The 24,976-nt window shown below is 55.1% G+C and carries 25 protein-coding genes; 16 read left to right on the top strand and 9 right to left on the bottom strand.

The window, feature by feature from the left end; genetic code table 11:
* Positions 1 to 4: 4 nt before the first annotated feature.
* From cobA to flhE, 4 genes are all read left to right on the top strand, one after another.
* Entirely contained in the window at positions 5 to 826 is an 822-nt protein-coding gene (cobA, locus tag LBW88_RS06030) for a uroporphyrinogen-III C-methyltransferase (RefSeq protein ID WP_224931709.1), read from the top strand.
* Positions 827 to 913: 87 nt separating this feature from the next.
* The gene (gene flhB / locus LBW88_RS06025) at positions 914 to 2,065 is read left to right on the top strand and encodes a flagellar biosynthesis protein FlhB (RefSeq protein ID WP_224931710.1); all 1,152 of its coding nucleotides are present in this window, start codon (positions 914 to 916) and stop codon (positions 2,063 to 2,065) included.
* Positions 2,058 to 4,145 (top strand): flagellar biosynthesis protein FlhA, encoded by a 2,088-nt coding sequence (gene flhA, locus LBW88_RS06020; RefSeq protein ID WP_224931711.1) that lies wholly within the window; start codon positions 2,058 to 2,060, stop codon positions 4,143 to 4,145. Before flhB ends, flhA begins: the two co-directional genes overlap by 8 nt.
* Positions 4,146 to 4,147: 2 nt before the next feature.
* A complete protein-coding gene (gene flhE / locus LBW88_RS06015) occupies positions 4,148 to 4,552 on the top strand; it encodes a flagellar protein FlhE (protein WP_224931712.1) in 405 nt (134 codons plus the stop codon).
* A gap of 36 nt (positions 4,553 to 4,588) precedes the next feature.
* On the opposite strand, the gene argS is transcribed toward flhE, so the two are convergent.
* Positions 4,589 to 6,319 (bottom strand): arginine--tRNA ligase, encoded by a 1,731-nt coding sequence (gene argS, locus LBW88_RS06010; protein ID WP_224931713.1) that lies wholly within the window; start codon positions 6,317 to 6,319, stop codon positions 4,589 to 4,591.
* A gap of 168 nt (positions 6,320 to 6,487) precedes the next feature.
* Entirely contained in the window at positions 6,488 to 6,610 is a 123-nt protein-coding gene (locus LBW88_RS26480) for a hypothetical protein (protein WP_007889544.1), read from the bottom strand.
* A 319-nt stretch (positions 6,611 to 6,929) separates the two neighbouring features.
* Here LBW88_RS26480 and LBW88_RS06005 point away from each other — a divergent pair, with 319 nt between their 5' ends.
* Entirely contained in the window at positions 6,930 to 7,484 is a 555-nt protein-coding gene (locus LBW88_RS06005) for a VOC family protein (protein WP_224931714.1), read from the top strand.
* Here the strand turns inward: LBW88_RS06005 and LBW88_RS06000 are convergent.
* Positions 7,481 to 8,620, bottom strand: coding sequence for a MalY/PatB family protein (locus LBW88_RS06000; RefSeq protein ID WP_224931715.1), 1,140 nt, complete (start codon positions 8,618 to 8,620; stop codon positions 7,481 to 7,483). The genes LBW88_RS06005 and LBW88_RS06000 overlap by 4 nt on opposite strands.
* Before the next feature lie 85 nt (positions 8,621 to 8,705).
* On the opposite strand from LBW88_RS06000, the gene cutC reads away from it, so the two are divergent.
* Positions 8,706 to 9,458: a copper homeostasis protein CutC gene (gene cutC, locus LBW88_RS05995; protein WP_224931716.1), complete on the top strand. Its 753-nt coding sequence runs from the start codon at positions 8,706 to 8,708 to the stop codon at positions 9,456 to 9,458.
* A 169-nt stretch (positions 9,459 to 9,627) separates the two neighbouring features.
* Positions 9,628 to 10,488: a hypothetical protein gene (locus tag LBW88_RS05990; protein WP_224931717.1), complete on the top strand. Its 861-nt coding sequence runs from the start codon at positions 9,628 to 9,630 to the stop codon at positions 10,486 to 10,488.
* 41 nt (positions 10,489 to 10,529) lie between these two features.
* Here the strand turns inward: LBW88_RS05990 and LBW88_RS05985 are convergent, their stop codons facing one another.
* Positions 10,530 to 11,627: a glycerol dehydrogenase gene (locus LBW88_RS05985; RefSeq protein ID WP_224931718.1), complete on the bottom strand. Its 1,098-nt coding sequence runs from the start codon at positions 11,625 to 11,627 to the stop codon at positions 10,530 to 10,532.
* Positions 11,628 to 11,802: 175 nt separating this feature from the next.
* Between LBW88_RS05985 and LBW88_RS05980 the strand changes: the two genes are divergently transcribed.
* A complete protein-coding gene (locus LBW88_RS05980; RefSeq protein WP_224931719.1) occupies positions 11,803 to 12,423 on the top strand; it encodes a LysE family translocator in 621 nt (206 codons plus the stop codon).
* Between the two features lie 3 nt (positions 12,424 to 12,426).
* Here LBW88_RS05980 and cmoB read toward each other — a convergent pair whose 3' ends face one another.
* The 3 genes from cmoB to LBW88_RS05965 form a co-directional block, all read right to left on the bottom strand.
* Positions 12,427 to 13,395, bottom strand: a complete 969-nt coding sequence (gene cmoB / locus LBW88_RS05975) for a tRNA 5-methoxyuridine(34)/uridine 5-oxyacetic acid(34) synthase CmoB (RefSeq protein ID WP_224931720.1) — start codon at positions 13,393 to 13,395, stop codon at positions 12,427 to 12,429.
* Positions 13,392 to 14,120: a carboxy-S-adenosyl-L-methionine synthase CmoA gene (gene cmoA, locus LBW88_RS05970; RefSeq protein WP_224931721.1), complete on the bottom strand. Its 729-nt coding sequence runs from the start codon at positions 14,118 to 14,120 to the stop codon at positions 13,392 to 13,394. The genes cmoB and cmoA overlap by 4 nt, the downstream gene beginning before the upstream one ends.
* A gap of 77 nt (positions 14,121 to 14,197) precedes the next feature.
* Complete coding sequence (locus LBW88_RS05965) at positions 14,198 to 15,019, bottom strand: DUF72 domain-containing protein (RefSeq protein WP_224931722.1); 822 nt, start codon at positions 15,017 to 15,019, stop codon at positions 14,198 to 14,200.
* 233 nt (positions 15,020 to 15,252) lie between these two features.
* On the opposite strand from LBW88_RS05965, the gene aspS reads away from it, so the two are divergent.
* The 6 genes from aspS to ruvB all read left to right on the top strand — a co-directional run bounded on the left by aspS (position 15,253) and on the right by ruvB (position 20,933).
* Positions 15,253 to 17,034 (top strand): aspartate--tRNA ligase, encoded by a 1,782-nt coding sequence (aspS, locus tag LBW88_RS05960; protein WP_224931723.1) that lies wholly within the window; start codon positions 15,253 to 15,255, stop codon positions 17,032 to 17,034.
* On the top strand, positions 17,034 to 17,465 hold the full coding sequence (gene nudB, locus LBW88_RS05955; RefSeq protein WP_224931724.1) for a dihydroneopterin triphosphate diphosphatase: 432 nt from the start codon (positions 17,034 to 17,036) through the stop codon (positions 17,463 to 17,465). The genes aspS and nudB overlap by 1 nt, the downstream gene beginning before the upstream one ends.
* Positions 17,466 to 17,790: 325 nt before the next feature.
* Positions 17,791 to 18,534 (top strand): YebC/PmpR family DNA-binding transcriptional regulator, encoded by a 744-nt coding sequence (locus LBW88_RS05950; RefSeq protein ID WP_224931725.1) that lies wholly within the window; start codon positions 17,791 to 17,793, stop codon positions 18,532 to 18,534.
* Between the two features lie 37 nt (positions 18,535 to 18,571).
* On the top strand, positions 18,572 to 19,099 hold the full coding sequence (gene ruvC / locus LBW88_RS05945; RefSeq protein WP_224931726.1) for a crossover junction endodeoxyribonuclease RuvC: 528 nt from the start codon (positions 18,572 to 18,574) through the stop codon (positions 19,097 to 19,099).
* Positions 19,100 to 19,305: 206 nt separating this feature from the next.
* Positions 19,306 to 19,920: a Holliday junction branch migration protein RuvA gene (gene ruvA, locus LBW88_RS05940; RefSeq protein ID WP_224931727.1), complete on the top strand. Its 615-nt coding sequence runs from the start codon at positions 19,306 to 19,308 to the stop codon at positions 19,918 to 19,920.
* Between the two features lie 8 nt (positions 19,921 to 19,928).
* A complete protein-coding gene (gene ruvB, locus LBW88_RS05935; RefSeq protein WP_224931728.1) occupies positions 19,929 to 20,933 on the top strand; it encodes a Holliday junction branch migration DNA helicase RuvB in 1,005 nt (334 codons plus the stop codon).
* 80 nt (positions 20,934 to 21,013) lie between these two features.
* On the opposite strand, the gene znuB is transcribed toward ruvB, so the two are convergent.
* Positions 21,014 to 21,799: a zinc ABC transporter permease subunit ZnuB gene (gene znuB / locus LBW88_RS05930; protein ID WP_224931730.1), complete on the bottom strand. Its 786-nt coding sequence runs from the start codon at positions 21,797 to 21,799 to the stop codon at positions 21,014 to 21,016.
* Positions 21,796 to 22,551 carry a zinc ABC transporter ATP-binding protein ZnuC gene (znuC, locus tag LBW88_RS05925; protein ID WP_224931732.1) on the bottom strand — a complete coding sequence of 252 codons (756 nt, stop codon included), beginning with the start codon at positions 22,549 to 22,551 and terminating at the stop codon, positions 21,796 to 21,798. The genes znuB and znuC overlap by 4 nt, the downstream gene beginning before the upstream one ends.
* A 77-nt stretch (positions 22,552 to 22,628) precedes the next feature.
* Here znuC and znuA point away from each other — a divergent pair, with 77 nt between their 5' ends.
* Together znuA and mepM are read left to right on the top strand one after the other, a co-directional pair.
* Positions 22,629 to 23,600 (top strand): zinc ABC transporter substrate-binding protein ZnuA, encoded by a 972-nt coding sequence (gene znuA, locus LBW88_RS05920; protein ID WP_224931734.1) that lies wholly within the window; start codon positions 22,629 to 22,631, stop codon positions 23,598 to 23,600.
* A gap of 14 nt (positions 23,601 to 23,614) precedes the next feature.
* Positions 23,615 to 24,943 carry a murein DD-endopeptidase MepM gene (gene mepM / locus LBW88_RS05915; RefSeq protein ID WP_224931736.1) on the top strand — a complete coding sequence of 443 codons (1,329 nt, stop codon included), beginning with the start codon at positions 23,615 to 23,617 and terminating at the stop codon, positions 24,941 to 24,943.
* Positions 24,944 to 24,976: the final 33 nt, after the last annotated feature.

Here is a 24,976-nt window from a genome sequence, read left to right as displayed (position 1 = left end):
CATCATGACTCAGGCCATTGAGCGTCTTGAAAAACTGTTCAATTTCCAAAGTGGGGATTCGGCGCCGGGCTGCGTGTGGCTGGTGGGGGCAGGGCCGGGTGATGTCGAATTACTGACGCTGAAAGCACTACGCCTGATTAAAAGCGCTGATGTGGTGGTGTATGACCGCCTCGTAAGCGACGAGATCATGGCTGAAGTGCCGTCCTCGACGCTGTCGATCGATGTCGGTAAAAAGCCCGGCAGCCATGGCCTGAAGCAGGCGCAGATCAATCAGTTATTGGCCGATCTGGCGGCCAGTGGGCGCCGGGTGGTGAGGTTGAAGGGCGGCGATCCCTTTATTTTTGGGCGCGGCGGAGAAGAGATGTTGTTTCTGCAGCAGGCGGGTATTACCTGCCAGATAGTGCCCGGCATCACTGCAGCAGCCGGTTGTGCGGCAGCAAGCGGCATTCCGCTGACGCATCGCGACTGTGCGCAGTCTTTACGGCTAATCACCGGGCACGGCAAAAGCGGTGAGCCACAGCTGGATGATGCCAGTTTAGCCGCCAGCAATCAGACGCTGGTGTTTTACATGGGATTGAAATGGAGCGCCAGCATCAGCGCCCAGTTGCAGGCGCACGGTCGCGCTGCCGATACGCCGGTGGCGATCATTGAGAATGGCACGCGCCCTGATCAGCGCGTGATGGTGACCACCCTGGCGGACCTGACCATTACCATTGCGCGTGAGCAGGCACAATCTCCCGCACTGCTGCTGGTGGGCGAGGTGGTACGCTTTTATCGCCAGCCTCACACCGCCGATCTCAGCGCAATTTCACTTATGGCTAAATAAACTCGTATTTTCCCCCCTTAATCCACGCTTTAGCCTTGGCGGGTTTTGGCATCCTATGCTCAGAATTCCTGCCAGCTGAGGTATGTCGTGGCTGAAGAGAGCGACGAGGACAAAACAGAATCGCCCACGGCGCACCGACTAGAGAAGGCGCGAGAAGAGGGGCAGATTCCGCGATCGCGCGAGCTGACATCGGTACTGATGCTGCTGGCGGGCTTGCTGATCCTGTGGCTGGGCGGCGAACTGATGGCTGAACGACTGGCCAGCATGTTGGCCACCGGTTTTCGCTTTGATCATGCCATGGTGACCGATGACAAGATGATCATCGCCCACATCAGCAATCTGATTGGTCAGGCGGTGATGGCGCTGCTGCCGCTGATGGCGGGTCTGGTGATTGTTGCGATTGCCGCGCCCATGCTGCTCGGTGGAATCAACATCAGCGGCAAATCCATCAAGCTGGATTTCACCAAGCTCAATCCGCTGAGCGGCCTGAAGCGCATGGTGTCATCTCAAACCTGGGCAGAACTGCTAAAAGCCATTTTGAAGGCGGTGCTGGTGGGGCTGGTGGGCGGCTGGTACATCTGGTCGCACTGGCAGGAGATGCTGCGGTTAATCAGTGAATCACCGGTCAATGCGCTCCACCATGGTTTAACCATGATCGCCATTAGCTGCGCGTTGATCATGCTGGGCCTGGTGCCGATGGTGGGTTTCGATGTGTTCTGGCAGCTCTACAGCCACTTCAAAAAGCTGAAAATGTCGCGTCAGGAAATCCGTGACGAGCACAAGCAAAACGAAGGTGACCCGCACGTCAAAGGGCGTATTCGTCAGGCCATGCGTGCGGCGGCACGTCGTCGCATGATGGCGGATGTGCCAAAAGCCGACGTGATCGTCACCAACCCGACGCACTACTCGGTGGCGCTGAAGTATCAGGAAGGCAAGATGAGCGCGCCAAAGGTGATTGCGAAAGGGGCCGGCGATATTGCACTGAAAATTCGTGAGCTGGCAAAAGAGCATCGCATACCGATTTTAGAAGCACCGCCACTGGCGCGTGCACTGTATCGACATACGGAAATTGGTCAGTTCATCCCCGGCGCGCTGTATGCGGCGGTGGCGGAAGTACTGGCATGGGTATGGCAACTGCGACGCTGGAAGCGTGAAGGCGGCTTGATCCCAACCAAACCAAAACAGCTGCCGGTTCCGGCAGACATGGACTTTGCAGGAGAGAACAGAAACGATGGCTAATATGGCCGAAAAGCTGCGTTTACCGGGCAACTTTAAAGACACGCAGTGGAAGGTGCTGGCTGGGCCGATACTGATCATGTTGATCCTGTCGATGATGGTGCTGCCGCTTCCGGCCTTCATTCTCGACCTGTTGTTCACCTTTAACATTGCTTTGTCGATCATGGTGTTGCTGGTGGCGATGTTCACCCAGCGTACGCTGGAATTTGCCGCCTTCCCGACCATTCTGCTGTTCTCTACATTGCTGCGCCTGGCGCTGAACGTCGCCTCTACCCGTATCATCCTGTTGGAAGGGCATACGGGTGCTGATGCCGCCGGACGCGTGGTCGAAGCTTTTGGCCACTTCCTGGTGGGCGGTAACTTCGCCATCGGTATTGTGGTGTTCATCATCCTCGTTATCATCAACTTTATGGTTATCACCAAAGGTGCCGGACGTATCGCCGAAGTGGGCGCGCGTTTTGTGCTGGATGGGATGCCCGGTAAGCAGATGGCAATCGATGCTGACCTTAACGCCGGTTTAATAGGCGAAGAGGAAGCCAAGCGTCGTCGTACCGAAGTGACCCAGGAAGCTGACTTCTACGGCTCAATGGACGGTGCGAGTAAGTTTGTGCGTGGTGACGCCATCGCCGGTATTTTGATCATGGTGATCAACGTCATCGGCGGTCTGCTGGTGGGCGTGGTGCAGCACGGTATGGATCTGGGACACGCAGGTGAAACCTATACGCTGCTGACCATCGGTGACGGTTTGGTGGCACAGATCCCGGCGCTGGTGATCTCCACCGCAGCGGGTGTCATCGTGACGCGCGTTGGCACCGATCAGGATGTGGGCGATCAGATGGTCTCCCAGCTGTTCAGCAACCCACGCGTACTGATGTTGAGCGGCGGTGTTATTGGTCTGCTCGGCCTGGTGCCGGGGATGCCAAACTTTGTGTTCCTGCTGTTTACCGCAGGCCTGCTGGGCCTCGCCTGGTGGCTGCGCGGCCGGGAAATGAAACCGAAGACATCTGCTGAACCTACCAGTCTGACCAAAACGCAGGAGACGCCCGCCACGGTGGAAGCTTCGTGGAAAGACGTGCAGCTGGAAGATTCACTGGGTCTGGAAGTTGGTTATCGCCTGATTCCGATGGTCGATCATCTGCAAAACGGTGAGCTGCTGGGTCGCATCCGCAGTATCCGTAAAAAAGTTGCACAGGAGGTGGGCTTCCTGCCGCCTGTGGTGCATATCCGCGACAATATGGATCTACCGCCAGCGCGTTACCGCATCCTGATGAAGGGCGTGGAAATTGGCAGCGGTGATGCCTATCCAGGACGCTGGATGGCGATTAACCCAGGCACCGCAGCCGGTTCGCTGCCGGGGGAACCGACCGTTGATCCTGCCTTCGGTTTAGCGGCCATCTGGATCGATAGTGCGTTGAAAGAGCAGGCACAGATTCAGGGCTTCACCGTGGTGGAAGCCAGTACCGTGGTGGCGACACATCTCAACCATCTGATCGGTCAATACGCCAGCGAGCTGTTTGGTCGTCAGGAAGCGCAGCAGCTACTGGATCGCGTGACCCAGGAGATGCCGAAGCTGACCGAAGATCTGGTGCCGGGCGTCATCACCCTGACCACGCTGCATAAAGTGCTGCAGAACCTGCTGATTGAGCGTGTGTCGATTCGCGATATGCGCACCATCATTGAAACGCTGGCGGAACATGCGCCGGTGCAAACCGATCCACAAGAGCTGACCAGCGTGGTGCGTGTAGCGTTGGGCCGCGCGATTACCCAGCAGTGGTTCCCGGGTAACGGTGAAGTGCAGGTGATTGGACTGGATGCCACCTTAGAGCGCCTGCTGCTGCAAGCCCTGCAAGGCGGCGGCGGTCTGGAGCCAGGTCTGGCAGACCGCTTACTGGTGCAGACGCAGGGCGCACTACAACAGCAAGAGATGACCGGTGCACCACCGGTGTTGCTGGTAAACCATCCGCTGCGTGCGTTGCTGGCGCGCTTCCTGCGCCGCAATCTGCCGCAGCTGGTGGTGCTGTCGAATATGGAGCTGACCGACAATCGCCAGATCCGTATGACCGCCACCATTGGAGGCAAGTAACCATGCGTCGCTGGTGCTGGGCATTAATGATGTTACCGATGATGGCGCTGCCGCTGAGTGTTGATGCGGCAGGATCCTGGAATGACAGTGCCAGCGGTCCAAGCCTCGGCGCGCGCGGCAACTGGCACACGACGCCCGGGTTAAAAGCCCCGTCGCCTGCCGTGGGTGCTATCACGGTGGTGAACTGGCGTTATCAGCTGAGCCGTCCCGCTCCGTCAGGATTGATCGTGCGCTTATGTGCGACGCAGCGTTGCGTAGAGATTGAAGGCGGCAGTGGTTCAACGCGTAGCCTGGCGAATATCCCGGCTGACGAGACGTTGCATCTGGCGTTTGGTTTTCAGGGGAAGGGCGCGTTACCGCCGGGGTTACGGGTGGTGAGCAGTGAAGTGACGGTGAATTACCAATAGCCAATAAAAAACCCGCCGAGGCGGGTTTTTTTGTTATTACATACGCTCGACGGTTTTGATACCCAGCGTATCCAGACCTTGTTTCAGCGTTTTAGCGGTCAGTGCCGCCAGCTGCAGACGGCTGTTACGCACCTGCTCGTCCTCAGCGGAGAGAATTGGGCAGTGCTCGTAGAAGCCAGAGAACAGGCCAGCCAGATCGTACAGGTAAGCACACATCACATGTGGCGTACCGTCACGTGCAACCTGGGTGATCACTTCTTCAAACTGCAGCAGGCGGGTCGCTAATTGCGCTTCACGCTCTTCTGTCAGCACAATGTCACCGCTCAGGCTCTCGGCATCAATGCCGGCTTTACGGAACACCGACAGCACGCGCGTGTAGGCATACTGCATGTAAGGCGCAGTGTTGCCTTCAAACGCCAGCATGTTATCCCAGTCGAAGATGTAATCGGTGGTGCGGCTTTTTGACAGATCGGCATATTTCACGGCGCCGATACCGACGACTTCCGCCAGATCTTTCAGCTCTTGCGCTGACATTTCCGGGTTCTTCTCGCTGACCAGCGCATGCGCTCGCTCAACGGCTTCATCCAGCAGATCGGCCAGCTTAATGGTGCCGCCGCTACGGGTTTTGAATGGACGGCCATCTTTGCCCAGCATCATGCCGAACGCGTGGTGCTCAAGTGGCACAGACTCCGGCACGTAACCAGCTTTGCGCACGATGGTCCATGCCTGTTGCAAATGCTGATGCTGACGTGAATCGATGTAGTACAGCACGCGGTCGGCTTTCAACGTCTCATAGCGATATTTCGCACAGGCGATGTCGGTAGTGGTGTAGAGATAGCCGCCATCCTTTTTCTGGATGATCACGCCCATCGCTTCGCCTTCCTTGTTTTTGAACTCTTCAAGGAATACCACGGTCGCGCCTTCGCTGGTCACAGCCAGGCCTTTTTCACGCAGGTCGCTCACGATGCCAGGCAGCATATCGTTATACAGGCTCTCACCCATCACGTCTTTGCGCGTCAGAGTTACGTTCAGGCGGTCATAGACTTCCTGATTCTGGCTCATGGTGATATCGACCAGCTTCTTCCACATCGCGCGGCAATACTCATCGCCACCCTGCAGTTTCACCACGTAACCACGGGCGCGTTCGGCGAAGGCTTCGTCCGCATCATAGGTGACTTTGGCTTCACGGTAGAACTCTTCCAGGTCAGCCAGCGCGATGTCTTCGTGATGCTCGTTCTGCTGCTTTTCCAGATAGGCAATCAGCATACCGAACTGCGTACCCCAATCACCGACGTGGTTAGCGCGAATCACGTTATGGCCGAGGAATTCCAGCGTACGTACCGCAGCATCACCGATGATGGTGGAGCGGACGTGACCGACGTGCATCTGCTTCGCCACGTTGGGCGCCGAGTAATCGATCACGATAGTCTGCGGTTCGAGGCTGCTGACGCCAAGGCGCGGCAACTGCAGGGCCTGCGCGGTTTGTGCAGCCAGCCACTGGCGATCGAGGAAAATATTGATGAAGCCGGGACCGGCGATTTCGACTTTGCTGGCGATGCCGGCGAGATCCAGATGCTGAATCACCTGTTCAGCCAGCTGGCGCGGTGCCTGACCAAGCTTTTTCGCTACAGCCATGATACCGTTCGCCTGATAATCGCCGAACTGCACTTTAGCCGACTGACGAACCTGAGGTTCACAATCCGCTGGCGCACCCGCCGCTACCATTGCCTGACCGACTTTATCGGATAGAAGAGCCTGAATATTCACCGCGTTACCTTCATATGCTGAAAAGGCCCGCCACGGGCGGCGAGCCGATGCCTTCATCCCGCAACAGCGCGGCGGGACGGAAAAATAAGAGGGGAAGTATACGTGAAATGTTAAAGTGCGTCAGCTTTTAGCATGCGCAATGGTGGGTAAGAGCAACCCGCGCGCCGATTAACGGCGACGCGGGTGACGACGAGGATTTTTAACGCTTTTGTCTTCACGCACCTTCCAGTGGCGGGAAATTGCAAATCCCATCAATGCAATCAGGACCGCGACAACAATGAGCATAGACATAGAGCCATTCCTTGTAGTTGTGAAACACAAATTTATAAGAAAGGGTATCAAGCTGCAATTGTTTGCAACTGAAATAAGATTTATCTCATTGTATTAATTATCGTTAATAATAACAGAGGTTTAACCCACTTTCATAAAGTAACTTCTGGCCCTGATTGGGGGATTAATCCTAATTAGAGGGGGTGTTTAGGCGGTTTTAGGCGCTTTCTGAGGCTTAATCGGAGGAATCCGACAATTTTGTCAAGCGTAATCCGCGGCTGACCCACGAATTCATTGATTAAAATAACTGAACTGATATCGACGTTTATGGAGTTAAAGGATGCATTTTCCTTCGGAATTGAGTGATTTAGAAAAAGACCTGACTCGCTTTGAGCTGGCTTTGCAGCAATTTGCTGAACGATTAGGGCTGGAATGGGCAGAACATGAGGTTGACCATATTGCCGTTCGTTGCCATCAGTTCGCCACTGCCGAACGCTGGAAAGCGGGTTTACAGCAAATTGGGCAGCTGTTTTCCGAGGCCATGATCAATGGACGCCCCATTTGCTTATTCAAACTGCATCAGCCGCTGAGCCTCGCGGGCAGACAGGTCGATGTGATTGAGTTACCCTGGCCGGGTGAGAAATTGTATCGTCATGAAGGTTGGGAACATGTGGAAATTGTCTTGCGCGGTGAGCCAGAAACCTTGGGCATGCGCGCGATGGCGCTGCTCTCCGACCAGGCGTTGACACAGCCAGGCATCTCCTTCAAAACCAGCGCGCCGAAAGGGGAAAATGAGCGTCTGCCCAACCCGACTCTGGCGGTGACGGACGGGCAAACCACTATCAAGTTTCATCCGTGGCGACTGGAAGAGATTGTCGCCAGTGAACAAGGCTAACGTCGTGCGATGACCGCGCTGTGCAATCGGCTTACCGCCTGTTCCAGCAGGGCGCGCGTACAGCCGAAGTTAAAGCGCACAAAGTTGTCATCGCCGAAATCGCGGCCGGGTGAAAAACCGAGGCCGTGTTTCTCAAAATAAAGAGCGGGACTGGCCACATCCAGCTGGCTGGCGTCAATCCAACCGAGATAGGTGGCTTCCGGCAAGTTCATCTGCAGTTCGGGAAGCGCATTGACTTGCGCCACCAGCCAGTCGCGATTCGCTCGCAGGTAATGGATTTGCGCCTCCAGCCACGCATCACCATCACGCCAGGCCGCTTCTGCTGCCACTAACGCCAGGATATCGACCCCAGGCACAATGCCTTCGCGCACCTGCTTAAAACGTTTGCGTAACTCAGGATTGGGAATAATCGCCATCGAGGCGCCCAGACCGGCAATGTTGAAGGTTTTCGACGGTGATATCAGCGTAATGCTGCGCTGTGCTGCATCATCACTTAATGCCGCAAAGGGAATATGGTGTGCATCCGGCGACAGAATCAAATCACAGTGAATTTCGTCAGAACAAACGATCAAATCGTGTTGCTGAGCAAAAGCCAGTTGCGCTTCCAGCTCCTCACGGCGATAGACGGTGCCGCCGGGGTTCTGCGGGTTACACAACATCAGCAGGCGTTCATTACCCTGCAGCGCATCCGTTTCGAAATCGACGACCCAACGGTCTTGCTGTAAACGCAGCGGCAAATTGACCTGCTCGCGCTCGGCGAGTTTAGAGGCGGCGCGAAACGGCGGATAAATTGGCGTCGGTGCCACCGTGCGCTGGCCGGCTTCAGTAAATGCCCGGACCGAAAGATTGAGGCCGCTGACAACGCCAGGCAGCATGACGATCCATTCCGGTTGAATATGCCAGTGGTAGCGCTGCGCCAGGCGGGAAACAGTGATATCAATCAATCCCGTGGGCGTGCCGCCATAGCCGAAAACACCGTGCTCAACGCGTTTTTTAATGGCCTCAATAATGCAGTTTGGCGAGCGAAAATCCGTATCTGCAACCCATAATGGCAGCACATCGCGATCACCATATTTGTGCCATTTCAAACTATCGCTGTGACGACGGTCTATCCATTGATCAAAATCGAATGCCATAGTGAGGTTTCCACGTAAACTGTCCCATTAAGCAGACTAACTTAAGCCATCCTCCCGAGCCAGAAGTCATGAAAAGGAGCAAGGTATGACGAAACTGGAAATTTGTTGTTACGGCATCGACTGTGCAATGACTGCACAGCAGTCCGGTGCCGATCGCGTGGAACTGTGCAGTGCCCCACGTGAAGGCGGGCTGACGCCGTCGGCTGGCTTGCTGGAAGCCGCCCAACGTGAACTCTCTATCCCGGTTCACCCGATTGTTCGCCCCCGTGGCGGCGATTTTTGTTACACCGCACAGGAATTTGAGGTGATGAAATCCGATGTCGCGCTGATGCGTGAATTAGGTTTCCCTGGCGTGGTGATTGGCATGCTGGATGAAGATGCCCACGTTGATATCACGCGGATGCGGCAGATTATGGCGCTGTGCGATGGCATGGCGGTGACTTTTCATCGCGCGTTTGATTTGTGCCACAGCCCCAAACGCGCGCTGGACATGTTGTCAGATTTAGGTGTTGCCCGTATTTTGACCTCCGGTCAGCAGCAAAGTGCGGAGACCGGAATTGCATTGTTGCGGGAACTAAATGAAGTCAGTACGGGTCCAATTATTATGGCCGGTGCGGGTGTACGCTTGAGCAATTTGCAGAAATTTATCGATAGTGGTCTGCAGGAAGTACACAGCTCCGCCAGCCGACTTGTTGCTTCCCCGATGCGCTACCGTAAAGCCGGTGTCTCCATGTGCTCCGAAGCAGAAGTCGATGAATTTAGCCGAACTTGTGTCGACGGCGATGTGGTCGAAGCGATGAAAAGTATGCTGGAAATGACCGCTGTTCGTGTCGCCTGAGTTCGCACTCCTTTTGCCGCGCAGCACGCCAAAACTCTGACGTGATGTTTGCAAGTACCAAACCCCAGTGAATTTTGCTGGGGTTCTTTTTGTCTGCCGTATAGCCGTTGATAGCGCATTGTTAAAAAAGATGCTTTGATTACTCTATGGCTTAGCGCGGATAACATTCATGAAATCCTACTCTTGTGCTGTTTTAGTGCTGTTGTTCCCCTTGTCTGGTTCAGCGCTGGCGGTGAGCACTGCCTGTCCGCCTATGAGCAAAAATATTACCAGCAGCAACAACTGGATCATGCTGGGTGGTGATGCCAAAGGCGCGGTACGCCAGGTGGTGGCGGGGGAATTCGGTAAAGATGTTGATTCGCAAAAACGCGTGCTGGGACAGTTCGATCAGTGCGGGGATCTGATGGTTGCCGACATCACGTATGACAAGAACGAAGGCAACGTGGTGCTGACTATGGAACAACACATCGCCCGCGTGCAGCGTGGTTGGGTGGCGGAGTATGCCTATCTGGTCAAAGTGGTGAGAGCGGGCAAAGAGGAAGTGGTGGACAACCGTCAGGGCACCATCAGCTGGCAAATTGGTCAGCATGGCAACATCATCAGCTCTTCCGATAAATTCACCAGCATGGGGAAAGATGGCTTTACCGATACCACTTACCGCTATGACAAACATTTTCGCCTGGAGAAAAGCGTCGCGCGCGGCAGTGATGTGATGACTAACGGCGAGAGCCGCTGGCGCTGGAATCCACAAGGGTTGGTGACTTCATCATCGAGCGCACGCGGCAAAGATACCTACAGTTACGATAAGCAGTGGCGCGAGTTAAGACTTAACGGCTTCGCCACCACGCCGGTGAGTACTTTGAGTTCAGTTGATGAGTGTCAGTTATGGGATGAGGTCGGTAACTGCACGCTGAGTTACCTGCATGAAACCGAGGTGTTTGCCAAAGGCACAATCGAGCGCCACCTGAGCTCTGCGTACAAATATCAGTACTGGGATCGCCCGCCCGCCGTAGCGGATGACGGGGAGTAAACGCAGTTGATCCGGGCGCACCGTGGTGCGCCCAACCTCTTTTACTGCACAGTTCTACTGAAGGCATCGACTGCCACAATCGCGTTGGCAATGTCTTCTGGCGACAGGTTCGGGTTGAGGTTTTTCAGTGTGTCTCCCTCGCTGTTCGCCAGCGCCCCGACGCGCAGCAGATTCTCCCAGGATTCGTTCTCCAAATGCAGCTCTTTCAACGTGGTTGGCATTTTGATGGAACGGTAGAAGCGGATATAGCGCGCAATCTCCTCATCCGGACGTTGTTCGAGCACCATTTGCGTCAGCGTGCCGTAAGCGACTTTCTCGCCGTGCGTCAGATGATGGATATCACCATCAATCGCGGTGAAGCCATTATGAATGGCGTGCGCGCCAGCCAATCCGGCATTCTCAAAGCCAAGACCTGAAAGCAGGGTATTGGCTTCCACCACCGCTTCCACGGCTGGCGTCACGCGTTTTTCACTCACCGCGGTGTACGCACTGTAACCCCAGGTCAGTAATGTCTCTTCGCAGGCACGCGCAATCGCGGTGCCTGCAATGGTGGGATCGCCATTGACCATCGATTTGGCGTGCGAGCGCAGCACGGCCTGAGCCTCAACCCAGGTTGCCAGACCATCGGCAATGCCTGAGGCGAACAAACGTGCTGGCGCACCGGCGCAAACAGCGGTATCCACCAGCACCAGATCCGGGTTTTTGCTGTAGAAGCGATAGCTTTCGAATACGCCGCTGTCGGAATAGATCACGGACAAGGCGCTGCAGGGCGCATCGGTTGAGGCCACGGTCGGCACGATGGCGACCGGTTGCTTAAGCTCATCCGCAATGGCTTTCACCGTGTCCAGCGTTTTACCACCACCAAGTCCCACCACCACGTTACTGCCTTGCGCTTTAGCCAGTTGCGTTAAGCGATTGATCTCATTGCTGGAGGCTTCACCATTAAACTGCTGCCAGCTGAACTCAATGCCCGCCGCTTTTAACGTTTTCTGCGTGCGTTCACCGATCAGCTTCCAGACGATGTCATCGGCGACCAGAAACGCATGCTGACCCAGTTCGGCCACATAGGTTCCCAGTTCATCTAATACACCGGCGCCTTGAACATATTTACGCGGAGAAGAAAAAATGAATTTACTCATAGCGACAACTCCTTGATGTGAGAAAAGCCGTTGCCGATAAAGTGACACAGAAAAATGACGGAGATTTAACCATTACTGGCAAGTTGAGAATTATTATCAATTGATGACGGAAGGTAACTATCGTCAGGATGTTGCAGCAAGGTTAAGATAGCGGCGAACTGACAGGGAGCTTGCTATGACACTGATTTTCTCTTTTCTTTTTGCCATTACCATACTGACGTTGACGCCAGGCTTCGATACCGCGCTGGTACTACGATCCGCAGCCGCACAGGGCTGGAAACGGGCATCAGCCACCGCATTGGGCGTCACCATGGGTTGTCTGGTGTGGGGCGTTGCTGTGGGGCTGGGGCTCGGCGCGCTGCTGCTGGCTTCTGAAATGGCCTATAACCTGCTGAAGTGGGTCGGCGCAGCATATCTGTTATATCTCGGGGTCAAACTGCTGCTGAATCCCCGCACCCAGGCGGAGGAGAGCCAGAATGTGCAAGGCAAAGAGCAGAGCTATTTCGCCTGCTTCTCGCGAGGATTATTCGGCAATCTGCTAAATCCAAAAGTCGGCGTATTTTATGTCACTTTCCTGCCGCAGTTTATTCCGGCCGGTGCGTCAGTGGCGCTGTGGTGTACCTTGATGGCGTTAACCCACATGCTGATTGGTCTGGTATGGAATGCGGTGTTGATTGGCGGCAGCCAGTATTTTGCGGCGCATCTGCGTCGTCCGACGGTGCTGAAAGTGATGGATCGTTTAACCGGCTGCGTGTTTATTGGTTTCGCCGCGAAGCTGGCGCTGTCGCGGCGTTAAGTATTACGGCTTACGTGCCACCAGTACCGCGCGCAGCGGTGCTGGATAACCTTCAATGGTTTTGCTGCTGTCGTTAGGATCAAGGAACTCAGCCAGCGATTCGCTGGTCATCCAGGAGGTACGGCGCTGCTCATCCGTTGACGTTACTGCATAATCCGCAATACGCACATCGACAAAACCGCACTTCTCCAGCCAGCCCTTCAATGCGGCGGCAGACGGAATAAAGTAGACGTTGCGCATCTGGGCATAACGTTCACCCGGCACCAGTACCGTATTTTCATCGCCTTCCACCACCAGCGTTTCCAGCACCAGTTCGCCATCACTCACCAACTGGTTTTTCAGCTGCAGCAGATGATCAAGCGGCGAACGGCGGTGATACAACACACCCATGGAAAACACGGTATCGAATGCTTGTAATGCCGGCAGCTGTTCGATGCCGAGCGGCAGCAGATGCGCGCGGCGATCGTCGCCCAGCAGCTTACGCACCGCTTCGAACTGGCACAGGAACAGCTGCATTGGATCGATGCCGACCACCAGCTTTGCGCCCGCGCCAATCATGCGCCACATGTGATAGCCGCTACCGCAACCGACATCCAACACCGTGCGATGGGTCAACGGCGAGATATGCGGCAGTACGCGATCCCACTTCCAATCCGAGCGCCATTCGGTATCAATCTCGGTGCCGTAAAGTGAATAAGGACCTTTGCGCCATGGCATCAGGTTACGCAGCAGGTTTTCAATGCCGAGGCGTTGGCGATCGGTGAGATCGTCAGCCGTGGCCGTGACGCCGTTGACCAGATCCAGCGTTTGCGGGTTCAGCAGCGGCAGGTAATCCACCGCTTTTTCCCAGTCACGGAATTTACCGTGCAGATTTTCGCGCTGCCAGGCTGCCACTTGTGCGGGTAAAACTTCCAGCCAGCTCGCCAACGGGCCAGTGGCGATTTGCTGATAAAAACGGCCAAAATCAATCATTTCAACGCTACCAAAGAACCAAAGTTAAAGCACTGGAACCACAATTCCGCGTGGGCAAATCCGGCGGTTTTCAACCGCGCCTTGTGCGCTTCTACGCTGTCGGTGAGCATGACGTTTTCCAGCATGCTGCGTTTCTGGCTGATTTCCAGTTCGCTATAACCGTTGGCGCGCTTGAAGTCGTGATGCATGTTGAACAGCAGTTCGCCGACTTCGCCATCTTCGAAGCTGAATTTTTCTGACAACACCAGCGCACCGCCAGGGTTCAAACCTTTGGCGATCTTTTTCAGCAATTCCAGACGCGCAGGGGGCTCAAGGAATTGCAGGGTAAAGTTCAGCACCACCATTGAAGCGTTCTCAATGTGGATGTCCTGAATATCCGCTTCGATCACCTGCACCGGCGTATCCGCGCGGAAGGCATCAATATGGCGGCGGCAGCGTTCCACCATCGCGGGTGAGTTGTCCACGGCAATAATCTGGCAGCCCGGCACATGGATATTGCGGCGGACAGAGAGCGTAGCCGCGCCCAGCGAGCAGCCGAGATCGTAAACCTGGCTGTTAGGCTGTACAAAGCGTTCTGCCAGCATGCCAATCATCGAAATGATGTTGGAATAACCCGGCACCGAGCGCTGAATCATATCGGGAAAGACTTCAGCCACGCGCTCGTCAAAGGTCCAGTCACCCAACTTATCGATGGGTGCGGAAAATAGCGTATCGCGGTCAGACATAATGAAAAGTCCGGAGAGAGGAATCGGAAAGGGCGCTATTCTGTCAGAAAGTCCCGCAGGCTGCACCCGCTTTGAGTTTAGAACAGGCTGGATTGTTGCGGCCAGTCGGGCAGATTGCGCAGCGAAGGCTCAAGCTGCAGCAACTGAGGCCACAGCGCCTGCAGTAAGGGAAACACCTCGCCCATATCCGGTGTATGGATGAACAGCATCGGATCGCTATCTACCTGCCACTCCGCCAGTTTGTTTTGCCACGGCTGAAACAGCGGCACGCTCTCTTCAACGCTGTCACTGCCGATAAAGCGCACCATCGGTTGCGAACCGCTGCGCACGGCATGCGGTGGCACGCGTGGTTTTTTCGCACGGGCATCCACGGCGGCGGCGGTTTGCGAAGTCGAGGCGTGGACGGGACGGCTGTCGAGTATTACCCGATTGACACCGCGCTCCAGCAGGCCGCGATTGAAGGCGCGCTCGGCTTCGCCTTTGGCAAAAAACTGTTCATGGCGTACTTCTACACCGTAGCTGAATCCGCGCGGCAGGCTATCAAGGAACACCCATAAGTCTTTCAGTTGTGCGGGTGAAAAGGTCGCTGGCAGTTGCAGCCAATACTGCCCGATGCGATGGCTTAACGGATCGAGTAAGCGTAAGAATTCATTCAGCAGTTCATCGCAGTTCCGTAATGCGGCGGTATGACTGATGCTTTTGGGAAATTTAAAGCAGAAGCGGAAGTCATCGTGTGTCATGTCACGCCAGCGCATCACGACTTCCGGGGAGGGCAGCGCATACAGCGTAGTGTTGCCTTCGACGCAGTCAAACAACTGGGCATAATCCGCCAGCGTTTCCAGGCCATACTGCTTCCAGCGGGGATGTTGCCATTGCGGTAATCCAATGCGAAGTGTCAAACGCGACTCCTGAATCCTTTTGCGGGCGGGAATGTGTCGGGTAATGTACCCTGTTTTGATGTTGGCAGGAAAAACCGCGCGATAAACCACAATGTTTTGTCCGCTTTGATCTGGCTCTACTTATCCTGCCTGGGTTTTTCCATTATAATAGCCGCCTTTTTTGCGACAGCATCTCATAAGGTTACGCGGCCTGATGTTGTCTGGCAGCAGCGGCGAAGTTAAAAGGATACGTTATGCGTACAGAATATTGCGGACAGCTCAATCTGTCTCACGTGGGTCAGCAAGTCACTCTCTGCGGTTGGGTTAACCGCCGTCGCGATCTGGGCAGCCTGATTTTTATCGATATGCGCGACCGTGAAGGTATCGCTCAGGTATTCTTCGACGCCGATCATCAGGACGCTTTCCAGCTGGCCTCTGAACTGCGTAACGAATTCTGCATCCAGATCACCGGCACCGTGCGTGCGCGCGATGAGAAGAACCGCAACAGTGATATGGCCACCGGCGACATCGAAGTGTTTGCCCACGCGCTGAACATTATCAACCGTGCTGAACCGCTGCCGTTGGACTCTAATCAGGTCAACAGCGAAGAAGCGCGTCTTACCTATCGCTATCTGGACCTGCGTCGTCCGGAAATGGCCCAGCGTCTGAAAACCCGTGCGAAAATCACCAGCTTCGTGCGTCGCTTTATGGATAACGAAGGTTTCCTCGATATCGAAACCCCGATGCTGACCAAAGCCACGCCAGAAGGTGCGCGTGACTATCTGGTGCCAAGCCGTGTGCACAAAGGCAAATTCTACGCACTGCCGCAGTCACCTCAGCTGTTCAAACAGCTGCTGATGATGTCCGGTTTTGACCGCTACTATCAGATCGTAAAATGCTTCCGTGATGAAGACTTACGTGCTGACCGCCAGCCAGAATTCACCCAGATCGACGTGGAAACTTCTTTCATGACCGCCGAGCAGGTGCGTGAAAAGATGGAGCGTTTGATCCGTGAACTGTGGATCGACGTGAAAGGCGTGGATCTCGGTGACTTCCCGCAGATGACCTTTGCCGAAGCGATGAGCCGCTACGGTTCGGATAAGCCTGACCTGCGTAACCCGATGGAGTTGGTCGATGTCGCTGACCTGCTGCAGAACGTGGAGTTCCAGGTGTTCGCTGGCCCGGCTAACGATTCGAAAGGTCGTGTTGCCGCACTGCGTGTGCCAGGCGGCGCAGCGCTGACGCGTAAGCAGATTGATGAGTACACCAAATTTGTAGAGATCTATGGCGCCAAAGGTCTGGCGTGGATGAAGATTAACGAACGTGCGAAAGGTTTTGAAGGTGTTCAGAGCCCGGTGGCTAAGTTCCTGACGCCAGAAATCGTCGAAGCGATTCTGAACCGCACCACGGCACAAGATGGCGATCTGATCTTCTTTGGTGCTGACCGTGCCAAAATCGTCACAGATGCGCTGGGTGCACTGCGTCTGAAAGTGGGCCGCGACCTGAAAATTACCGATGAGAACATGTGGGCGCCGCTGTGGGTAGTGGACTTCCCGATGTTTGAAGCGGATGAAGAGGGCGGCCTGGCAGCGATGCACCACCCGTTTACCTCACCGAAAGAGCTGACCGCAGAACAGCTGGCAGTTGATCCCACGCAGGCAGTTGCCAATGCCTACGATATGGTGATCAACGGTTACGAAGTGGGCGGCGGTTCCGTGCGTATCCACAACGGTAAAATGCAGCAGACCGTATTTAGCATTCTCGGTATTACCGAAGAAGAGCAGCGTGAGAAATTTGGCTTCCTGCTCGACGCGCTGAAATACGGTACACCACCGCACGCGGGCCTGGCATTTGGTCTCGATCGTCTGACGATGTTGCTGACGGGCACTGACAACATCCGTGATGTTATCGCGTTCCCGAAAACCACCGCAGCGGCATGCCTGATGACCGAAGCACCGAGTGAAGCCAACCCGGCGGCACTGCTGGATCTCGGTATTCTGGTGGCACCGAAGAAAGAAAAGTCAGAGAACAAGTAATGGGCTATAAACATCCGGTTTCAGTGCTGGTGGTGATTTTTGCGCGAGATACTGGCCGGGTGTTAATGCTGCAGCGACGGGATGATGAAAGCTTCTGGCAATCCGTGACCGGCAGCCTCGAAGCGGGTGAGAGCCCGCGTCAGGCGGCACAGCGCGAAGTGTCAGAAGAGCTGGGTATCGACGTTGCGGGCGAACAGCTGGTGCTGGATGATTGCCACAAACACATTGAGTTTGAAATCTTTCCGCACTATCGCCATCGCTACGCACCCGGTACCACGCACAACCGTGAACACTGGTTCCGGCTGGCACTCCCGCAAGAGCGCGACCTGCTGCTCACCGAGCATCTGGCCGCGTGCTGGCTCGACCCTGCCGCTGCCGCAGCCCTGACGAAGTCCTGGAGTAACCGCCAGGCAATCGAAGAATTTACCTGAATGCCCGCCGCCGCGCGTTTTTCCGGCGACGATTAAGGTAGATTCCACGAATTCGACGAAGCGAGTTTCCTTCGTGTTTAAATCCGGTGCCAGGCATTCATCTCGCACCGCTAAAATTGAACAGACGGGCGTAATCGGCACAGATTTTCAGTTCTACGCCGCCCAATATTGAACAGTCGGGCGTAATCGGCGCAGCGAGGTCGGTTACCGCCAGCGCGCAGCAACCGGAGCGTACTTTTGTACGTGAGGATTGCGAGCACTGCCGGGAATCGAGATCGCCAGTAAGATAGCTCGTGCGAAATAAAAGATCGGAGAAATACTCAAGATGGCTGGACACAGTAAGTGGGCAAACACCAAGCACCGCAAAGCGGCGCAGGATGCTAAGCGCGGCAAAATCTTCACCAAAATCATTCGTGAGCTGGTGACCGCAGCGAAACTGGGTGGCGGCGATGCCAACTCCAACCCGCGTCTACGTGCTGCAATGGACAAAGCCCTGTCCAACAACATGACCCGTGACACCATGAACCGTGCGATTGCACGCGGCGTGGGCGGCGAAGATGATTCCAACATGGAAACCATCATCTATGAAGGTTACGGTCCTGGCGGCTCAGCAGTGATGATCGAGTGTCTGAGTGACAACCGTAACCGTACCGTGGGCGAAGTGCGTCACGCCTTCACCAAAACCGGTGGCAATCTGGGTACCGACGGCTCCGTTTCTTACCTGTTCAGCAAGAAGGGCGTGATCTCTTATGCTCCAGGTCAGGATGAAGATGCTGTAATGGAAGCGGCGTTGGAAGCCGGTGCTGAAGACGTGGTGAGCTACGACGACGGTGCGATTGATGTGTTTACCGCGTGGGAAGAGATGGGCGCCGTGCGTGATGCACTGGAAGCCGGTGGTCTGAAAGCGGATACCGCTGAAGTTGCCATGATCCCATCAACCAAAGCGGAAATGGATGCGGAAACTGCACCGAAACTGCTGCGTCTGATCGACATGCTGGAAGACTGCGACGATGTGCAGGAGGTTTACCACAACGGTGAAATTTCTGATGAGGTCGCGGAAACGCTGTAATGGCGTTTTCCATTAACCCGACAACCGGAGGCGCGTAGTGGCGATCATTCTCGGGATTGACCCCGGTTCGCGCGTCACCGGTTACGGTGTGATTCGTCAGGTTGGCCGCCAGCTCACTTATCTGGGCAGCGGCTGTATCCGCACCAGCGTTACCGATCTGCCTTCTCGCCTCAAATTGATCTACGCCGGGGTGACTGAAATCATCACCCAATTCTCGCCAGACTATTTTGCTATTGAGCAGGTATTTATGGCGAAGAATGCTGACTCTGCATTGAAGCTAGGCCAGGCGCGTGGTGCCGCAATTGTGGCGGCGGTGAACCTCGATTTGCCGGTGTTTGAATATGCCGCGCGGCAGGTCAAACAAACGGTAACCGGCACCGGTGGGGCAGAGAAAAGTCAGGTGCAGCACATGGTGCGTACTTTGCTGAAACTGCCCGCTAACCCGCAAGCCGATGCCGCCGATGCACTGGCGATCGCCATTACCCACTGTCATTTGAGCCAGAATACGGCACGATTGAGTGACACTAAGCTGGTGATGACGCGTGGACGATTGCGGTCTGGTTGATGAAAACCAAACATTGAAGGCTGGATATTGATCCAGCCTTTTTTATGATATAAATACCCGTCATATTTTCACTGACTGATGCATTGGCCGCCCTTGTTCACCCGAATCACTGACATATGTGAGCTGATTGGGATTCGTGCGCGCGACACTCTATCGTCAGCGGAGATCTATTCGGTGTTGATAGAATTACATAAGGAACTGCTCAGGTGATTGGTCGCTTACGAGGCAATATTCTGGAAAAACAGCCGCCGCTGGTGTTAATTGAGGCGAACGGTGTCGGTTATGAAGTGCACATGCCAATGACCTGCTTCTACGAGCTGCCGGAGATCAATCAGGAAGCGATTATCTTTACCCAGTTTGTGGTGCGTGAAGATGCGCAGCTGCTGTTTGGCTTCAATAACAAGCAAGAGCGTGCGCTGTTCCGTGAACTGGTGAAAGTGAATGGTGTGGGTCCAAAGCTGGCACTGGCAATCCTTTCTGGCATGTCCGCACAGCAGTTTGTCACCGCCGTCGAGCGAGAAGAGATCGTGTCATTGATCAAACTGCCTGGCGTGGGTAAGAAAACTGCAGAGCGCCTGGTGGTGGAGATGAAAGACCGCTTCAAAGGCATGCACGGCGATCTGTTTGGCAGCGACTCGACCTTTACGCTGACCACGCCGTCTGAAGCGCCAGCAGCGAATGACGCTGAAGCTGAAGCGGTTGCTGCGCTGGTGGCTCTGGGCTATAAACCGGCAGAAGCCAGCCGCATGATCAGTAAAGTTGGCAAACCTGATGCGGACTGTGAAACCCTGATCCGTGAAGCTCTGCGCGCAGCTATTTGAGGTAATGCATGATTGAAGCCGATCGCCTGGTCTCGGGCGGCTCTATTATCGAAGAAGAGAGCCTCGACCGTGCCATTCGTCCTAAGCTCCTGGCGGAATATGTCGGTCAGCCGCAGGTGCGTGAGCAGATGGAGATATTCATCAAAGCGGCGCAACTGCGTGGCGATGCGCTGGATCATCTGCTGATTTTTGGCCCGCCGGGGTTAGGCAAAACCACGCTGGCTAACATTGTGGCGAATGAGATGGGCGTAAATTTGCGAACCACCTCTGGCCCGGTGCTGGAGAAGGCGGGCGATCTGGCCGCGATGCTGACCAACCTTGAACCTCACGACGTGCTGTTTATCGATGAGATTCACCGTCTGTCACCGGTGGTGGAAGAGGTGCTGTATCCGGCGATGGAAGACTATCAGCTGGATATTATGATTGGCGAAGGCCCAGCGGCGCGCTCGATAAAACTCGATTTGCCGCCGTTCACCTTGATTGGTGCCACCACTCGCGCGGGTTCACTGACATCGCCGCTGCGCGATCGCTTCGGTATCGTGCAGCGTCTTGAGTTTTACAACGTACCGGATCTGCAACATATCGTCAGCCGCAGCGCAGCGTGCTTAGGCTTGGCGTTGAGTGAAGAGGGTGCGTTAGAAGTCGCGCGCCGTGCTCGTGGTACGCCACGTATCGCCAACCGTTTACTGCGTCGTGTACGTGATTACGCCGAAGTCCGTGCTAATGGCGTGATGAGTGGTGAAGTCTCTGCCAGCGCGCTGGATATGCTCAACGTCGATAATCAGGGTTTCGATTATATGGACCGCAAGTTGCTGCTGGCGATCATCGACAAGTTTTCCGGTGGTCCGGTGGGTCTGGATAACCTGGCGGCGGCGATTGGCGAAGAGCGGGAAACCATCGAAGATGTGATTGAACCCTTCCTGATTCAGCAAGGATTCATTCAGCGCACGCCGCGCGGCCGTATGGCCACGCAGCATGCTTATAAGCACTTCGGCATCAGCCGCGAAGAGTAATCCAGCGTTACGACATCCTATGTTCGGATGCGCAGTATCGCGATGGGGTATTCGCTAAGGGGCCATTTCAGGCCCCTTTATTACGCCGCTGGCCTTTTCGCCATACTGAAGATGAACAGCACAGCGGCGCACAGCACCACGGAAGGACCCGCGGGTGTGTCGTAAGTGGCGGAGAACGTCAGTCCGCCGGTGACCGCCAGAATACCGATAATCACCGCAAAACCGGCCATCTGTTCCGGTGAACGGGAAAAACGACGTGCGGTGGCGGCGGGAATAATCAGCAGCGAGGTGATAATCAGCGCACCGACAAACTTCATCGCCACGCCAATGGTCAATGCAGTGACCAGCATCAGCATCAGGCGCGTGCGCTGAATGTTGACGCCATCCACCTGCGCCAGCTCCGGGCTGATGGTCATCGACAGCAGCGAACGCCATTGCCATGCCATCACCGCCAGCACAATGGCCACACCCGCACCCATCATCCACAAATCATCCGGTGTGACCGCCAGCAGATCGCCAAACAGATACGCCATTAAATCGACGCGCACGCCCTGCATCAGGCTGACCACCACCAAACCGAGCGACAGCGCACTGTGTGCCATAATGCCGAGTAAGGTATCAATCGCCAGATGTGGACGACGTTCCAGCCATACTAAACCCAGCGCCAGAAATACCGTCACCAGTATCACCGCGTAATAGGGATTCACATTCAGCAGCAGGCCAAAGGCCACGCCGAGCAGAGAAGCGTGTGCCAGGGTATCGCCGAAATAGGACATACGACGCCAGACCACAAACGAGCCTAGCGGACCCGCCGCCAGCGCCAGCAGTACACCACCGAGCCAGCCGGGTAATAGCAGTTCAATCATGACGGACTATTTCCTTTGCGCAGAACAATGCGTCCCTGTAAATCGTGACGGTGATTGTGATGATGGCGATAAATAGCCAGTTGCTGCGCGCCGCGTGGGCCGAACATGGCGATAAATTCTGGATGCTGAGACACCGCTTCCGGCGTACCGGAACAGCAAATGTGATGGTTGAGGCACAACACTTCATCAGTTTTTGCCATCACCAGATGCAGATCGTGTGAAACCATCAGCACGCCACAGTTAAGCTCCTGGCGCAGCTGATCGATTAAATCGTAGAGCGCCACTTGCCCATTTACGTCAACGCCTTGCGTGGGTTCATCCAACACCAGCAACTGCGGCTGATTGAGCAGGGCTCGCGCCAGCAGCACGCGCTGGGTTTCACCACCCGAGAGTTTTTGCAGGGGTGCATTGAGCAGATGGCCTGCCTGCACGCGTTTCAAGGCCGGCAGAATGGCATCGCGTTTGCTGCCACGCGTCAGGCGCATAAACCGTTCAACGGTGATCGGCAGTGTCGGGTCAATGTGCAATTTCTGTGGCACATAGCCGATGCGTAAACCGGGGACGCGTTTGACCGTGCCGCCCGTGGGCGCGAGAAGGCCGAGCACCGTCCGTACCAGCGTCGATTTGCCCGCGCCGTTCGGCCCAAGCAGCGTGAGTATTTTTCCCGGCTCGAGCGTCAGGCTAATGCCTGATAGCACAGGGCGCTGGGAGAACTTCACTGAAATGTTTTCAAGTGTAACAAGTGACGACATATTATTTACGGGTTGCATTGAATTTCGAATGTTATAATATCACATTCCATCAACAGGTCACGATGGAATGACGCATTATGTTACACATTAAGCAGCGCTTCGCTTTCACTCTTCCTGCTGCGGCTCTCGCCGCCGCCTGCGCGATGCCCGCGCACTCAGCCGTAGTGGCTTCAATCAAACCGATCGGATTTATCGCAGCGGCGATTGCCGATGGCGTTACGCCGGTGGAAGTTTTACTGCCAGATGGCGCTTCAGAGCACGATTATGCTCTGCGTCCTTCGGATGTAAAACGTATTAAAAACGCGGACTTAGTGGTATGGGTGGGTCCAGAAATGGAGGCGTTCCTCACTAAGTCAGCGGCGGGGTTACCTGAAGCTAAAAATCTTGAAATTGCGGCCATGCCCGGCGTTAAACCGCTGTTGATTCGTGGCGGTGAAGATGAGGATGAACATGAGCACGGTCACGATCATGACCACGACTCAGAAAAATCTGAAGGCGACGACTCGGCTCATGAACACCACCATCATGGTGAATTTAATATGCACCTGTGGATGTCCCCAGAGATTGCGAGACAATCTGCGGTTGCAATCCATGGAAAATTATTGGAACTTATGCCGCAAAGCAGAGCCAAACTTGACGCAAACCTGCAGCAGTTTGAAGCAGAATTAGCAGATGCGGATAAGCATATTGGCGCGCAGCTTGCCCCGGTTAAGAATAAGGGTTATTTCGTTTTTCACGATGCGTACAGCTACTTTGAAAAACACTACGGTTTGTCCCCAGCCGGACACTTTACCGTCAACCCTGAGATCCAGCCGGGCGCCCAGCGTTTACATCAAATACGAACACAGTTGGTTGAGCAGAAAGCCGTATGCGTTTTCGCTGAACCACAATTCAGGCCGGCCGTCATCGATGCCGTGTCTCGCGGAACCAACGTGCGCAAAGGCACACTTGACCCGCTTGGCATGGGAATCAGCTTAACCAAAGACAGCTATGTGAAATTCCTCTCACAGTTGTCGAGCCAGTATGCGAGCTGCCTGAATGGAGCATAGAGGAATAGGTAAAAGTGCAGCAGATAGCCCGCTCTGTCGCCCTCGCATTTAATAATTTGCCGCGTCCCCACCGCGTTATGTTGGGTTCATTAACCGTTATTACGTTGGCCGTCGCTGTCTGGCGGCCTTACGTTTACCATCCCCATGATGTTGCCCCCATCGTGAAAGACATCACGCTGGACAAAAACGAACTGCGCACGCTGTTGCCCGAAGCCAGTGAGCCGATCGATCAGACCACGGTTGAACCGGAAGAAGAGATTCCGGCCGATGACATCGATAAAGATGTGCAGGACAACCCGAATCAACACGATTACACCGTTTCCTCTGGCGATACCTTAAGCAGCGCGCTTAACCAGTACGGTATTGATCTCGGTGATATCAACGCCTTAGTCAGCAGCGATAAAGACTTCCGTAATCTGCGTGTCGGCCAGCAACTCAGCTGGACGCTGGATGCGGATGGTCAACTGCAAAACTTTACCTGGGAAGTGGATCGTCGCGAAACCCGCACCTACGAGCGTCAGCCGAATGGCAGCTTCAAGATGCAGCAGGAGATGCAAAAAGGTGAGTGGCAGAATAGCGTGCTGAAAGGTGAAGTGCGTGGCAGCTTTGGTGCCAGTGCTCAGCGTGCCGGCTTGACCAGTGCTGAAACCAGCAATGTCATCAAAGCGATGCAGTGGCAGATGGATTTCCGCAAACTGCGCGCCGGTGATGATTTCAGTGTGCTGATGTCCCGTGAGATGCTGGATGGTAAAAGTGCACAGAGCCAGCTACTGGGTGTACGTCTGCGTACCGGTGGCAAAGATTATTACGCGTTCCGCGCGGAAGATGGCAAATTCTACGATCGTAATGGCTCGGGCCTTGCGCGTGGTTTCATGCGCTTCCCGACGGTGAAACAGTATCGTGTTTCCTCTAACTTTAATCCGCGTCGTCTTAACCCGGTGACGGGTCGTATCGCGCCGCACAAGGGTGTCGATTTCGCACTACCTATCGGTACGCCGGTGCTTGCCGTCGGTGATGGTGAAGTGGTGATGGCGAAAAATGGCGGGGCGGCTGGTAATTACGTGGCGATTCGTCACGGTCGTCAGTATATGACCCGTTATATGCACCTGAGTAAGGCGCTGGTGAAACCAGGACAGAAAGTGAAGCGCGGTGACCGTATTGCACTGTCTGGCAATACCGGGCGTTCTACGGGCCCGCATCTGCATTATGAAGTGTGGATCAACAATCAGGCTGTCAATCCACTCACGGCAAAACTGCCGCGCATGGAAGGGCTGACCGGTAAAGATCGCAGCAACTATCTGGCGGACGTGAAGAGCTATCTGCCACAACTGGCACTGAAATAGCTTAATTCGGTAGCTAATAGTGAAAAAACCGAC

Source organism: Pantoea sp. alder81, assembly GCF_020179835.1.
GTDB lineage: Bacteria > Pseudomonadota > Gammaproteobacteria > Enterobacterales > Enterobacteriaceae > Pantoea.
This window is presented reverse-complemented; position numbering and strand designations above follow the sequence as displayed.

Bases quoted from the DNA above. Each gene is read 5' to 3' on its own strand.
- cobA (WP_224931709.1), top strand. From the start codon at position 5: ATGACTCAGGCCATTGAGCGTCTTGAAAAACTGTTCAATTTCCAAAGT.
- flhA (WP_224931711.1), top strand. From the start codon at position 2,058: ATGGCTAATATGGCCGAAAAGCTGCGTTTACCGGGCAACTTTAAAGAC.
- flhE (WP_224931712.1), top strand. From the start codon at position 4,148: ATGCGTCGCTGGTGCTGGGCATTAATGATGTTACCGATGATGGCGCTG.
- LBW88_RS26480 (WP_007889544.1), bottom strand. From the start codon at position 6,610: ATGTCTATGCTCATTGTTGTCGCGGTCCTGATTGCATTGATGGGATTT.
- LBW88_RS06005 (WP_224931714.1), top strand. From the start codon at position 6,930: ATGCATTTTCCTTCGGAATTGAGTGATTTAGAAAAAGACCTGACTCGC.
- LBW88_RS06000 (WP_224931715.1), bottom strand. From the start codon at position 8,620: ATGGCATTCGATTTTGATCAATGGATAGACCGTCGTCACAGCGATAGT.
- cutC (WP_224931716.1), top strand. From the start codon at position 8,706: ATGACGAAACTGGAAATTTGTTGTTACGGCATCGACTGTGCAATGACT.
- LBW88_RS05990 (WP_224931717.1), top strand. From the start codon at position 9,628: ATGAAATCCTACTCTTGTGCTGTTTTAGTGCTGTTGTTCCCCTTGTCT.
- LBW88_RS05985 (WP_224931718.1), bottom strand. From the start codon at position 11,627: ATGAGTAAATTCATTTTTTCTTCTCCGCGTAAATATGTTCAAGGCGCC.
- LBW88_RS05980 (WP_224931719.1), top strand. From the start codon at position 11,803: ATGACACTGATTTTCTCTTTTCTTTTTGCCATTACCATACTGACGTTG.
- cmoB (WP_224931720.1), bottom strand. From the start codon at position 13,395: ATGATTGATTTTGGCCGTTTTTATCAGCAAATCGCCACTGGCCCGTTG.
- cmoA (WP_224931721.1), bottom strand. From the start codon at position 14,120: ATGTCTGACCGCGATACGCTATTTTCCGCACCCATCGATAAGTTGGGT.
- aspS (WP_224931723.1), top strand. From the start codon at position 15,253: ATGCGTACAGAATATTGCGGACAGCTCAATCTGTCTCACGTGGGTCAG.
- nudB (WP_224931724.1), top strand. From the start codon at position 17,034: ATGGGCTATAAACATCCGGTTTCAGTGCTGGTGGTGATTTTTGCGCGA.
- LBW88_RS05950 (WP_224931725.1), top strand. From the start codon at position 17,791: ATGGCTGGACACAGTAAGTGGGCAAACACCAAGCACCGCAAAGCGGCG.
- ruvB (WP_224931728.1), top strand. From the start codon at position 19,929: ATGATTGAAGCCGATCGCCTGGTCTCGGGCGGCTCTATTATCGAAGAA.
- znuB (WP_224931730.1), bottom strand. From the start codon at position 21,799: ATGATTGAACTGCTATTACCCGGCTGGCTCGGTGGTGTACTGCTGGCG.
- znuC (WP_224931732.1), bottom strand. From the start codon at position 22,551: ATGTCGTCACTTGTTACACTTGAAAACATTTCAGTGAAGTTCTCCCAG.
- znuA (WP_224931734.1), top strand. From the start codon at position 22,629: ATGTTACACATTAAGCAGCGCTTCGCTTTCACTCTTCCTGCTGCGGCT.